This window comes from Polaromonas sp. (genome assembly GCF_012927455.1).
Classification (GTDB): Bacteria; Pseudomonadota; Gammaproteobacteria; order Burkholderiales; family Burkholderiaceae_C; genus Polaromonas.
In genome coordinates, this window is sequence record NZ_JABBPE010000004.1 from 72663 (window position 1) to 85375 (window position 12713).

Annotated in this window: 12 protein-coding genes; 5 read left to right on the plus strand and 7 right to left on the minus strand. The window is 61.2% G+C overall.

Features of this window, described 5'->3' with window-relative positions; genetic code table 11:
- Positions 1 to 68 precede the first annotated feature (68 nt).
- The 4 genes from yghU (at position 69) to sugE (ending at position 3113) form a co-directional block, all read left to right on the plus strand.
- Positions 69 to 944, plus strand: a complete 876-nt coding sequence (gene yghU, locus HHJ18_RS05595; protein WP_296912462.1) for a glutathione-dependent disulfide-bond oxidoreductase — start codon at positions 69 to 71, stop codon at positions 942 to 944.
- A 40-nt stretch (positions 945 to 984) separates the two neighbouring features.
- Entirely contained in the window at positions 985 to 1617 is a 633-nt protein-coding gene (locus tag HHJ18_RS05600) for a glutathione S-transferase (RefSeq protein WP_296912465.1), read from the plus strand.
- Positions 1618 to 1772: 155 nt separating this feature from the next.
- The gene (locus HHJ18_RS05605) at positions 1773 to 2582 is read left to right on the plus strand and encodes an alpha/beta hydrolase (protein WP_296912467.1); all 810 of its coding nucleotides are present in this window, start codon (positions 1773 to 1775) and stop codon (positions 2580 to 2582) included.
- Between the two features lie 210 nt (positions 2583 to 2792).
- Positions 2793 to 3113, plus strand: a complete 321-nt coding sequence (gene sugE / locus HHJ18_RS05610) for a quaternary ammonium compound efflux SMR transporter SugE (RefSeq protein ID WP_296912470.1) — start codon at positions 2793 to 2795, stop codon at positions 3111 to 3113.
- Between the two features lie 154 nt (positions 3114 to 3267).
- Here the strand turns inward: sugE and HHJ18_RS05615 are convergent, their stop codons facing one another.
- Both HHJ18_RS05615 and HHJ18_RS05620 read right to left on the minus strand, forming a co-directional pair.
- Positions 3268 to 5277: an MFS transporter gene (locus HHJ18_RS05615; RefSeq protein ID WP_296912472.1), complete on the minus strand. Its 2010-nt coding sequence runs from the start codon at positions 5275 to 5277 to the stop codon at positions 3268 to 3270.
- A 19-nt stretch (positions 5278 to 5296) separates the two neighbouring features.
- Positions 5297 to 5554, minus strand: coding sequence for a hypothetical protein (locus HHJ18_RS05620; protein WP_296912474.1), 258 nt, complete (start codon positions 5552 to 5554; stop codon positions 5297 to 5299).
- A 128-nt stretch (positions 5555 to 5682) separates the two neighbouring features.
- Between HHJ18_RS05620 and HHJ18_RS05625 the strand changes: the two genes are divergently transcribed.
- Positions 5683 to 6414, plus strand: coding sequence for a helix-turn-helix transcriptional regulator (locus tag HHJ18_RS05625; RefSeq protein WP_296912477.1), 732 nt, complete (start codon positions 5683 to 5685; stop codon positions 6412 to 6414).
- A 267-nt stretch (positions 6415 to 6681) separates the two neighbouring features.
- Here HHJ18_RS05625 and HHJ18_RS05630 read toward each other — a convergent pair whose 3' ends face one another.
- The 5 genes from HHJ18_RS05630 to HHJ18_RS05650 form a co-directional block, all read right to left on the minus strand.
- Entirely contained in the window at positions 6682 to 7698 is a 1017-nt protein-coding gene (locus HHJ18_RS05630; RefSeq protein ID WP_296912480.1) for a catalase family peroxidase, read from the minus strand.
- Positions 7699 to 7864: 166 nt separating this feature from the next.
- Positions 7865 to 8320, minus strand: coding sequence for a MarR family transcriptional regulator (locus tag HHJ18_RS05635; protein WP_296912483.1), 456 nt, complete (start codon positions 8318 to 8320; stop codon positions 7865 to 7867).
- 532 nt (positions 8321 to 8852) lie between these two features.
- The gene (locus HHJ18_RS05640; RefSeq protein WP_296912485.1) at positions 8853 to 10409 is read right to left on the minus strand and encodes a hypothetical protein; all 1557 of its coding nucleotides are present in this window, start codon (positions 10407 to 10409) and stop codon (positions 8853 to 8855) included.
- A gap of 8 nt (positions 10410 to 10417) precedes the next feature.
- On the minus strand, positions 10418 to 11014 hold the full coding sequence (locus HHJ18_RS05645; protein WP_296912488.1) for an SRPBCC family protein: 597 nt from the start codon (positions 11012 to 11014) through the stop codon (positions 10418 to 10420).
- A 161-nt stretch (positions 11015 to 11175) separates the two neighbouring features.
- The gene (locus HHJ18_RS05650; protein ID WP_296912490.1) at positions 11176 to 12522 is read right to left on the minus strand and encodes a DUF3422 family protein; all 1347 of its coding nucleotides are present in this window, start codon (positions 12520 to 12522) and stop codon (positions 11176 to 11178) included.
- Between the last annotated feature and the right edge of the window lie 191 nt (positions 12523 to 12713).

Consider the following 12713-nt stretch of genomic DNA (forward strand, 5'->3'; position numbering starts at 1 on the left):
ACGGCGATCCGCGTACCATGCCACAACCCCCGCCCAACAAACCTCAGTCACAACAAACTGCCTCCTCCATGGACAACTCTTCCCTCTACACGCCGCCCAAGATCTGGTCTCACCTCAAGGAAAGCGGTGGTCGCTTCGCCGGCATCAATCGCCCGACCGCCGGCCCGACCCATGAAAGGGAACTGCCGGTCGGGCGCCATCCGCTGCAACTTTATTCAATGGGCACGCCGAACGGCGTCAAGGTGACGGTGATGCTGGAAGAGTTGCTGGCAGCAGGGCACAGTGGCGCAGAGTACGACGCCTGGCTGATCCGGATCCAGGACGGTGACCAGTTCGGCAGCGGTTTCGTCTCAGCCAATCCAAACTCCAAGATCCCGGCGCTGGTGGATCACAGCGGACCGGCGCCAATCAGGGTTTTTGAGTCAGGCGCGATCCTGATTTATCTTGCCGAAAAGTTCGGCTCCTTTCTTCCCGCAGACGGCGCCAAGCGCGCCGAATGCCTGTCGTGGCTGTTCTGGCAGATGGGCAGTGCGCCTTTCCTGGGCGGGGGGTTCGGTCACTTCTATGCGTACGCGCCGATCAAGATCGAATACGCGATCGATCGGTACGCGATGGAAGTCAAGCGACAGCTTGACGTGCTCGATCGTCGCCTTGCGGAAAGTCCCTATCTGGCGGGTGACGAGTACACCATTGCCGACATGGCGGTGTGGGCCTGGTACGGCACGCTTGTCAAGGGTCAGCTGTACGAAGCCGGTGAATTCCTGCAAGTTCAGGCGTACACCCATGTGCTGCGCTGGACCAACCACATTGCCCACCGTCCAGCCGTCCGGCGCGGTCGCATGGTCAACCGCACCATAGGCGAGCCATCGAGCCAATTGCACGAGCGCCATGATGCCGGCGACTTTGACACCAAGACCCAGGACAAGCTGGCCGCGCCGATTTGACGCCCAGCCTTATTTTTTGACCTGTCAGCGAAGCCCAATCATGATCATTCTCTACGACTGCGCCACCGCGCCCAGTCCGCGCCGCGCACGCATTTTTCTCGCCGAAAAGGGAGTTGCCCACGAGACGGTCCAGGTGGACCTGAAGAACTCCGAGCAATTGAGCAGCGCCTACCAAAAAATCAATCCGCAGTGCACAGTGCCAGCGCTGCGCACCGAAGAGGGAACAGTGCTTGCTGACAACGCGGCGATCACGGCCTATCTGGAGGCTCGTTACCCAGAGCCGCCGCTGCTGGGTATCACTCCGAACCAAAAAGCACAAATTGCGAGCTGGAACTGGCGCGTCGAGTTCGAGGGGCTGATGGCGGTTGCCGAAGCGCTGCGCAATAGTGCGCCGGCCATGGCCAACCGTGCGTTGCCCGGGCAGATGGACTACCCGCAGATTCCCGAACTGGCACAGCGTGGCCTGGCAAGGCTGCAACAGTTCTTTGGCATGCTCGACGAGCGCCTGGCTGACCGCAACTTCATCGCCACCGACAGTTTCAGCGTGGCCGACATCACTGCGGTGGTGGCGGTTGACTTCGCACGCGTGGTCAGAATCAAGCCCGGTGAGCAACACCCACACCTTCAGCGCTGGCGAGCAGCGATGGCCCAACGGGCGTCGATGACTTTTTAAGCAAGAAGGCGCCGCACCTCACTTTGAATCGGCGATGATGCTGTTGGTTGAGGCAGCTTGAGAAGGACAGGTGTCGTCGGAGCCATCTAGGTCGGACCTCGTCGATGAACCCTGGTTTGCAGCAGCCGATTTGCGCGTCACATGGGAGATTTCAAATGCCAATCCTCCGCGAAGGTGAACTGTCAGTGGATTACCTGGACGACGGCGCCGGCCCGGCTGTTGTGCTGGTTCACAGCTCGGTCAGCGGGAACAAACAATGGAGGCGGCTTGTTGAGGCTCTGCGTCCGACTTACCGATGTGTGGCCCCAAATCTGCTCGGCTATGGACTCACCTCGCCGTGGCAGGCTGGACGTAGGCAAACGCTTGCGGATGCGGCCCAAGTCACTTTGGCCCTTTGTAAAACGATTCCAGGTCCAATTCACCTTGTTGGGCATTCTTGGGGCGGCGCGGTCGCACTCGAAACCGCCAACAAGCTTGGCCCCAGGGTGTCCCACCTGGCGCTTTATGAGCCCATGCTATGCGGTCTATTGCACACTCAGGGCAAGGCTGAAGCCTGGTCTGAAGCACTGGGCATCTACACTGCCGTGCAAAGGCTGAGCGATGCCCAAGACTGGGAGGCCCTGGCAGAGGTATTCACCGACTACTTCAACGGCGACGGCTCATGGGCTGCGACACCTGCCGACCGGCAGAGCGTCATTGCCAGCCAGCTTCCCCCAAATCGCCATGAATGGGACGCCAGTTCACAACCGACCACAGCGCAAGACTTCGGTGGTGTGACTGCACGGACCTTGATACTTCGTGGTTCTCGGACCCGCCTTGTGACCAAGGAGATTGCTGACGTGCTCTGCCAGGCGTTCCCGCATTGGCAATTGCAGGAGATCCAGGACGCGGGCCACATGGGACCGTTAACCCATGGCGCGACCGTGAACGCCAAAATTCAGTCCTTTTTGGCACTAGCGCCATGACGCCAAACCCATCCATCAAGTGGACGACTTTCACCAGGCTGTACCTGCTTCAGGCCGCTCATGTCAAACGTTTACGACAGCTTTGAAGCGCGGTAAATTACGCCCATAAGTCTGTTGCACACTGCCGCTATGCAACGTTTTAGGCTCGCACGTAAACGCTCGCTCCGCGTCGGCGCACGGGACGACCTTGAGATTTTTTGAGGAAACTCTGTGAACTGGCTCATTCTTTTTGTCGCTGGCCTTTTTGAAATCGGCTGGGCGATTGGGTTGAAATACACCGATGGCTTTACCCGCCTTTGGCCGTCCGTCGGCACCGCCGCTTCAATGGTTATCAGCGTAGTGCTTCTCGGCATCGCCATGAAAACGCTACCGGTCGGCACCGCCTACGCGATTTGGGTTGGCATCGGCGCCGTGGGCACTGCCATTCTCGGCATGGTGCTGCTCGGTGACGCGACCAATACCGGCCGCCTCGTCAGCCTTGGGCTGATCGTTGCTGGCGTGATTGGCCTCAAACTCGCCACCCCGGCGTGATCTGACGCTGGGTGAGGCACCATTTGTCATGGCCGATTACCGTAGTTCAAGCAACAAAAATGAAAGACGATTTAGCCACATCCCAAACCTAAACCAAGCAAGCAACCTCCGCTCAATTCGGGGTGGCGTTCAACCCGCAGCATTGGCCGATCATTTACTCCGGCGCCATCAGTGCTGCCACCCGGGCTTGCAAAACTTCGGGCTGCACGCTCGTTGGCGGGAGGGCCGGGCCGGCAATGAGCCCCACACGGCTCAAAATGCCGCGTCGAAAAGGTTTCACCATCGCCGTCCCTTTCTCGACCCGGCTAAAGAAAGACCCCCACAAATTGGTCAACGCCATCGGCACCACCGGCACGTCCAGCCCATCGCGTCCAGCGTTCTCCAGAATCTTCATGATGCCGCCCTTGAAAGGTTGCAACGTGCCGTCTTTGGTGATGCCGCCTTCTGGGAAGATGGCGAGCAGGTCGCCGTTGCGCAGTACCCTGGCAGCGGCTTCAAAGGCGGCTTCGTAAGCCACGGGGTCTTCTGCGCGGGGCGCGATCGGTATCGCCTTGGCCAGCCGGAACAGCCAGCCCAGCACCGGCATTTTAAAGATGCGGTGGTCCATCACGAAATAGATCGGGCGCGGGCTGGCGGCCATCATTAGCACCGGGTCTATGAAGCTCACGTGGTTGCAAGTCAGAACAGCGGCGCCCTGAGTGGGAATGTTTTCATCGCCGGTGATCTTGAAGCGGTACACGCAGCGCGAAGCGATGAACGCGATGAAGCGCATCAGGTACTCGGGCACCAGCATGAAGATGTAAAACGCCACCACCGCATTGGCCAGGCCTACGAACAGAAAGATTTGCGGAATGGAGAATTCGGCTTTGATCAATGCACCCGCCAGAATCGCGCTGACGATCATGAACAACGCGTTGAGAATGTTGTTGGCCGCAATGATGCGGGCGCGGTGCGTGGGCTGGCTGCGCAGCTGAATCAGCGCGTACATGGGCACGCTGTACAGGCCCGCAAACAGGCTGAGCAGCGCCAGGTCCAGCATGACGCGCCAATGCGCTTGCTGCGCCATGAAGGTGGCCACGCCCATGAGCGGGGCGGGCGGCAAGCCGCGCGAGGCAAAGTAAAGGTCAATCGCAAACACGCTCATGCCGATGGCGCCCAGCGGCACCAGGCCGATTTCTACATGGCGTTTGCTCAGCACTTCGCACAGCAGCGATCCGGTAGCGATGCCGATGGAAAAAACCACCAGCAGCAGCGAGGCCACCTGCTCATTGCCGTGCATCACTTCTTTGGCAAAGCTCGGGAACTGGCTCAAAAACACCGCGCCAAAAAACCACATCCAGCTGATACCCAGCATGGAGCGGAACACCACCAAGTTGCCGTTGGCGAGCTTGAGGTTGCGCCAGGTTTCGGTGATGGGGTTCCAGTTGATTTTGAGACCGGGGTCTGTGGCTGGCGCCGGCGGTATGAACTGCGCCACGGCCCGGCCCGCCAGCGCCAGCAGCACACAGCCCAGCGCCACGTAATACGCGCCGACCTGCGGGATCGCCACAATCAGCCCGCCGACAATATTGCCCAGCAAAATGGCCACGAAAGTACCCATCTCGACCATGCCATTGCCGCCGGTCAGCTCACGCTCGTTTAGCGCTTGCGGCAGGTAGGCAAATTTGACCGGCCCGAACAGCGTGGAGTGCAGGCCCATCAAAAATGTGCATCCCAAAAGGACAGGCACCTGAACATTCACGTTGCTGCTCAGGAAACCAAACGCTGCAATCAGCATGATGACGACTTCGAGATTTTTGACGACGCGAATCACGCGGGTTTTTTCAAACTTGTCGGTGAGCTGCCCGCTGGTCGCCGAGAACAGCAAAAAGGGCAGGATGAACAAGGCCCCGATCACCAACCCCGCCATCGCCGGCGGCAGCCAGCTCACACTGATCTGGTAGGTGACCATCACGGTGAAGGCGAACTTGAACAGGTTGTCGTTGGCCGCGCCGGAAAACTGTGTCCAGAAAAAAGGCGCGAAGCGGCGCTGCCTGAGAAGCGCAAATTGGTTGGGGTGCTGGTGCAACGAGGGGAGTGCCAACGACTCAGATGCCGCCGTTGGCGGCGAAGGACGCGTAAGTTGCTTAAGTTGCTCAAGTGGCGTGGCTGGATCAATACTCATAACTGGCTCCTCTTCTTAGTTATTGCGCGGCAAAATCTGTTGAACCGGATTTTCCCCTGATTTTGCGGGTGTCCATCAACGCCGTGATGACCGGCCACGCCGAAAAACTCGCCCCCACCTGCTTCAAGCTTTGACCCGCGATGACTTCGGCCGTCAAGGCAAACACCGCCGCTTCAGTCTGCTCCCGCAATTTCGCAGCCGCATAGATCATCATCATCTCGCCCAGCAGCAGGCGCTCCGGTTTTTCAAGTTCGAACATCACAACCAGCCCTTTCAATGAATGAATGAATGAATAGGCGCAGTCTGTCCGCGAAAGCTGAAAGCGCCTCCTGATATCGATACACGACCACCTTTCAGGACTTCAAGTATCGATAATCAATACTTCACCACGTTCCGGAATTTTCTATGAGTACAAGCGCTGACCTGGTAACCGCCCTGAAAAAGGAGCTCAAGGCGGTCCAGATGACCTATGCCGATTTGGCCCGCGCGCTCGGCATGGCCGAGTCAAGCGTCAAGCGCATGCTGGCGCGGGGCGACATGCCACTGTCGCGCGTTGACGCGATTTGCCGCGCCCTGAAGCTGGACTTTGCCGATCTGGCCAGGCGCGTGGCAGACACGCAGCCTCTGCTGGCAGAACTCACAGAGAGCCAGGAAAAAGCCGTCGTGACCGACAAAAAACTGCTGCTGGCGGCGATCTGCGCGCTGTCGCAATGGACGCTGGAGCAGATCACCGGCAGCTACCGGCTGACGGAAGCCGAGTGCATCAAATACCTGGCGCAGCTCGACCGCATCGGCATCATTGAACTCAAACCGCTGAACCGCTATCGCCTCAAACTGGCCAAGACCTTCCGCTGGCGGCCACACGGCCCGGTAATGGACTATTTTCGCGACAACGCGCTGCTCGATTATTTTTCTGGTGGTTTTGAGGGCGTCGGTGAAGGCCTGTTGCTGGTACACGGCTCCATCAGTCGCAGTTTGGCGCCATCATTTCTGGAACGTATGCAGCGCGTCGCGCAAGACTTTGCCCAGCAACACCAGGCGGATCAAAAGCTCGCCGAAAAGGACCGCGAAGGCTACACCCTGCTGCTGGCGATGCGGAGCTGGGAGTTTGAGGCGTTTACGGCGTTGCGGCGGTGAGGCGTGACGTACTTGGCGCCGTCATATATTGCTATTAATTTCATAGCTTTTTGCGCCCGTTTTAAGGGCCTTGCAGCGGTTTTTGTATTGAACCGCGTAACTGCTCAGCTGGCCGGCTCAACGCCATTCCTGCGCCCGTACTTCTCCTTCCCCGCTGGGGGTGGAGGAAACACAAGGCCGAGTAGTTACTTTGCGACAGTGGAGTGGGATGGCATGCGCGACCGGCTGAATCGCGCATCGAGTTGATCGACCTGCGCCCCACTCGCCCTACTGCTTGGCGCCTTCAACCAGGCGGCGGCCTTGTGACACCGCATACGGCGCGGCGCGGGCTGCGAGCATCGGGTCGGCAGAGGCCTCGACGCCCTTGGGCAGAACCATCGGGTTGTAGTTGATGGTCACGCAGGGACCGGTGGCGTCGGGTGACACGGATTTGATGGTCAGGCGGCCGAGCGAAACCTTTTTTCTATCGACAGGCAGCGGCGTCACTGCGCTGTCGATCTTGTCACCCGGCTGCGCCAGTTGCACCATGAAGTCGAAGGCCACCGGGCCAGCGGCCACGCGCTGGCGCAGGTCGTCAAACAAAAACTCGGCGCCCTTGGCCTTGGCTTCATCATTACTCAGGCCCTGTGTGCCGCCGACGGGCTCGAACACCCATTTGCCGAACTGCTTCTTGCCGGCGGCATCGGTGAAGCCGAAGGCATGCACGCCCCAGTAGTTGACCTTGGCGAAACTGGCCGGCACGCTCTGGCTGGCGAAGTACTTGCCCTGCAGCAAGACCTCTGGGTTGGCGTCGGTGAAAGCCTTGACCTTTTCCGCATCGGCCTTTTTTGTTTCTGCATCCGGCGCCAGAGACATCAGCCGGCCCAGTAGCTGCTGCGGCGTGGAAGCGCCGAACACTGGCGCTGAGATGTTGCCCATCAGCCAGGTCTCGTTGCCGGGCAGGTCAAATTGCAGCGCCATGTTGCGCTGGCTTTTGGCGTTGTCCGGTGCCTTGGGGTTGCCGCCACCCATCGAGAAGCGGGCCACCACTGGCACCGGCTTGCCGCTGAAGGCTGACGCTACCGACAGCGCGCGGCCTTCTGCATTGCCGACGAATTCGGCCACAGCGCAGAGGCCCTTGGCGCCAGAGCGCCGGAAGCCCTCATGTTTGCCGCCGGTGTTCTCAAAGGCATCGACCATCTGGTTGGGATCGACCTGAGACCATGCGGGCATGGCCAGTGCAGCGGCGGCGCAGGCCACGGCAGACAAAGCAGCGCGCTGGGCAAAAGAAGTACTTGTGTTCATTTAAAGCTCCTATGTGTGAATAACGATAAATTGCAGCAGTCCATCAGACGCCGCGCTCTTTCAACCTCAGTTTCATCAAAAAGCTCCTGGTAGTTGGGAAAGAAATATGCGTGGAGAAAAGTGGGAGTGAGAGTGGGGCTATGGACTTCAGGCGGACTTTTAAAGCTCAGCCTCGCGTGCTCAAGGCGCTGCGCAAGGCCTGCAACGCTTCAGTGAGGTCCCTGCGTTCGGACGCCGAGCGCTGTGTACTGCAGGCCACCTGGTCGTGCACCGCGTGCGCGCGACGCTTCAAGGCTTGCCCTGCCGGTGTGACGGACATAAGCACCACGCGGTCGTCGTCATCGCTGCGACGGCGTGTCAGCAATCCTTGCGCCACCAGCTTGCGAACCAGCGGCACCAGCGTTCCGGCATCCAGCGCCACGGCCTGTGCCAGCGCTCCGGCGGTGAGCTCGCGCTGCTGCCACAGCGCCAGCATGACCACATACTGTGGATAAGTCAGGCCCAGCGGCGCGAGCAGCGGCCGGTAGGTCTTGGTCATAGCCAGCGATGCTGCGTAAAGTGCAAAACATAACTGGTTGTCCAGGAACAGGTTGGCGGCGGGTGGCGAGTTGGATTTGGTCATGAACTTGGGAATCGGAGGGTTCTCGCGCCAGAGTCTATCTTGAAAGTCTTTTATCAAACCTTCTTTTATCAAAGATAATAAGGCGTCTTTGTTTGCAGAGGCTTTGCGAGGGCACCCCGGGCAGCAGCGTAGGGTCAGAATCGAAGGGTCAGATACCGCCTTGCAATCAAGCACCGGGCCTGCTGCTGGCGGTGCAGAGTTGAGCGTTTGAGGCGGTGAGGCGGTGGGGGTGTGAGCAAGGCGTAGCGCTGAGACGCTATTTATTTGATAGCTGGTTGCGAGTGTGCTTTCTGGGCTGGAGGCCGATTCAGCGACTAATGTCGGGCGCGGTGCACAAAATCTGTTGGTCAGCTTTGCGGACGAGATGGAGATCAATCCCGTGCCGATGCTGCTGGATAGCGATGACCGTCGCCCAGTATCTGTCGCAGGTACTGACCGACGCTGACGGCGGCGAATTGGCATTTGCCCTGGGCCATATTGCCAAAGCGACCGCTTATCCGCGACCCGTGTCATCTGCTGTCAAGCGCCGCCCTCAAGGTGCCTTCAGTTCAAACCGCAGCTCCAGCAAATCCGCATCGTCAAAATGCCGCCGCCCGACAAAGGCGGTCGGTTGCCGCCCCCATTGGCGCATGGCGCCGGGGCTGTCAATGCCCATCGGCCAAAACACGATACGCTCGCCGCGCTCGGTTCCGGGCACGATGCCACTGGGCCAGAACGCGCTGCGCGTGCTGCCAGGGAATCCATCGCTGACGGGCAGAGCGCGCAGTGCATCGTCGTCCGCCAGCGTGTAGGGCGTGCGCGGCCCACCCGCTTCAGCACGGTCGGCCTGCAAGCCCACGACGTAGTGCGAGCGGCTAGCCAGTCGCACCAACACGCGCTGGCCCGCACTGAGCGCGGGCAGCGTCGCAGCAACAAAGGCCCATTCCATGCGCGCTTGTGGCGCCGGACGCGGCGTGACGCCGGGCGTGGCAAAGAACATGTGGTAGCAGCCGCAGGCGTGGATGGAGTCGACCAGCAGCGGTGCGCCGCGGGCGTTCAGCGTGACGCGCAGCACCACGCTGTCTAGCGTGCCACTAAGCAGATCCAGCGCGGCACTGCGGGGCCGCTCGGGAAACCACACGCTGTACACCAACTGCAGCAGCGTCTGGTCCTGGTAACGGGTGTAGGCCAGGCGCTGGTAGACCTGCGGGCGGGCCAGATCGACTTGCGGCGCGGACGCGTTGCCGCGCCCATTTGTATTCACGCTGCCTTGCTCATTGCGCCAAAAGAGCGCGCCAAAACGGTCATAGGCGGCGCTGGTTTCGATCTCGAAAAGCGGGGCATAGGCCGCCAGCAGCAGCGCCTGCTCTTGCGCGCTGGGTTGCGGTATGCCCAGCGCGTCTTTTTTAATCTGCGCAACCAGCGCCGTAACGCGCTCGGCGGCCAGCGGCGCGCTGGCGGGCGCATATTTCAACAGCGGGGTCGCTTCCGCCTCAGCACCGCCGCGTTGCTGCACCTGCTGCGCCGCTTCCTGCTGCCACTTTTCAACCCCCTTGAAAAACGGGATACGCGTCAGCGGATACAGCCCCAGGCCGCGCTTCCAGTCGGCATAGTCGTCTGGCACCCGGGCGCGCTGCGCCAGCAGGACGCGCGCAGCGGCAGAATCCAGCACCGCGCCGGCCAGCAGTTGCGCGCAACGCTGCGTCTGCGCCTGCGCGGCAGGCTTGCTGGCGACACCGGCCAAGGGCAAGAACTGCTGCGGCAGATTGCGCAGCTCGACCGCGCGCGCCTGCGCGTCCAGTTGCAGCAGCCGCTCCGCCCAGGCATCGAAGGCCTCGCGCCGGGTGGCTACCTCATCACGAAACGAAGCCAGGAAACGGTCCAACCGCAAATAGGCAAAACCGGGTACGCGGTAAGCGCTGCCGTCGCGCACGCCGGCACTGTCGGTGACCGCATCAAGCTGCGCAAACCAGTCGACGCAAGCTCTGGCCTGCGGCGTTGGCCAGCCCGCGTCAGGCTGCACCGGCGCGGTAAGCGTGGCGCAAGCCGCCAGCAGACCGATGGCGAGGAACGCGCCGGCGCATTTTGCGATGCCGGGAAAAAGATTCACGGCATCGCCTAGCCGGCCTTGCCGTGCACGCGCAGTGCCTCACGGCGCTCGATTTCCCTGACCATGCCAGTAAACTGTTGCTCGATACTGGCGCGCATCAACGGCACAGTGATCGCCAGCGGCACCGCAATGGCCGGTTCAATCACGCCGTCCCAGCGCAGCACGAACTCGTCGTCACTGCCGACAACTTTTTCGAGCTGGTAGCCGCCATCGAGCTGCCTGAGGTTACCCCTGAGCACGCGTACGCCAATGAGGTGCGGCGGCTGCTCGGTCGCCTCGACCACTACGTCAATGGTGAAGCTGAAGAACCAAAGATGCGCGGTGCCGACCTGTTCCACCGTGGTCGTGCCGCCGTGTCGCGCCAACACGCGGCTTTTGCGCATACCCGGCACAAACTCGGCCATGCGGTCGTAGTCGGTCAGGGTTTTCCAGATCAGAGCATGCGGTGCCTTGACGGTCGCCTGCGCCTGTACCTGAACGGCATCGCCCTGCCTGCTGGCTTGCACCAGCACCGCCTCGGCGGCGTCTGCAAGCAGGGCGGCACACGAGAGCAGCAGTAGCAACGCAAATTTGCACTGGAGTCGCCAAGGCAGTACGAGGGGCATGGGGTGCCTGCGTTCAAGGATTGGAGGGCCATCACGAGATTAGCACTGTTGCGGAAAACTTCACTGCACCCCTGGCAAATCCTAAATTGCTATTTTTTTAATAGCTGCTAGCGCCCGCATTCATTGGGCTAGAGGCCTATTTTATGCAGGAATACGGCCCGTCAAGGCGACGCGTGGAGTTTTGCGTGAATCCGTCGCGTGGTACGCCAGGTGGCCCACAGCACCAGGGGAATGACGGCGCCCGCGGCGATCTCGGGGTTAAGCGGCAGGCCTGCCGCTTTCAGCGCCTTGCCGCCGTACAGCAGCAAACTCACGACGTAGTACGAGATGGCGGCAATCGACAGGCCTTCCACCGTGGACTGCAAGCGCAGCTGCAGTTCCTGGCCGCGCGTGAGTTTTTCCAGCAGTTGCCGGTTCTGCACCTCAGTGGCGATGTCCACGCGGGTGCGCAGCAGTGCGCTGGTGCGTGACACGCGCTCGGACAGCGAGGTCAGGCGCTGCGCCGTGGCGGCCACCGTGGCGATGGCCGGTGACAGCCGGTGCTGCATGAACTCTCCGAGGGTCTGCGTGCCCGGAATCGGCTTTTCTCGCAGCTCGGTGATGCGCTGGGCCACCAGCGCGGCGTAGGCGCGCGTGGCTGAAAAGCGGTAGACATGCTCGGCCGTGGCGCGCTCAACCCGGGCGGCCAGCGACACCAGCGTGTCCAGCAGGTCCTGGTCAGAAGCCGATTTGAATTCAAGCTGCGCCGTGGTGTCGGCCAGCGCCCCTTCAGCCTCGGCCAGCATGGGCGCCAGCTGCTTGGCGACGGGCAGGCCGCGCAAGGCCATCAGGCGGTAAGTTTCAAGCTCCAGCAGGCGCTGCGAAATGCGTCCGGCGCGCGTCTCGGTCATGCCGGGCGGCGCAATCACCAGCATGCGCTCAAAGCCGTCGCCTGCGATGCGAAAAGTCGTCAGGGCCCACGAGTGCCCGTTGCCCAGCTGCGAGGCCACCACGCTGTGCCCGCCCAGCCAGGCCTGCGCCTGAGCCATCAGCGCGCGCTCATCAGACAGGTCGCCATCAAGCATGACCAGCTGAATCGCCGCCACCGTGCGCCCGGGAATGTTGCGCAGCCACTCGGGCGTCACTACCAGGGCAGACAGCAGTTCGGGCTCGGCGGCCCCCAGCAACGCCGTAGCGGGCAGCGGCTGCACGATGGTGTAGCGCGTGAATTCGGTGTGGCGCTCCCAGCGGACGGTGTAGCCGGCAAAGCGCAGGCGCAAAAAGTTGTCGTGCAGGCTGGCTGGCGGCAAGTCGTGCTGACCCGGCAGGCCGTTGAGGTGCTGCCGCTCCAGCTCGCGCGTCACGCCGGCGTTGAGCACGGCGACGTAGCTGATGAGGGCCGGCAGCCGCACCCGCGCCGAGGGCCGCGCATGCACCTCGTTATGCAGCGTAGTGCGCAAGGCGTCGTCGGGCGGTAAAAAATTGTCAGGCATGGCGCTGTCGCTGGTGGATGGCGAAGGAAAAATCATGCGTGAATACTACTATTTTGTTAGCGCCTCTCTACTGCCCAGGGCGTGCTTGGCGGTCGTGATGAAGCGTCAGCACCGTCAATCGCGGCAGTGCACGCGTTTAGCGGCGCGGTCCGAACTCTTCTCTTCCTACATCGGACATAACACGTGTCCCACGAGAAACGGCACGCGTCCTCTTCTAAAGTGACTTT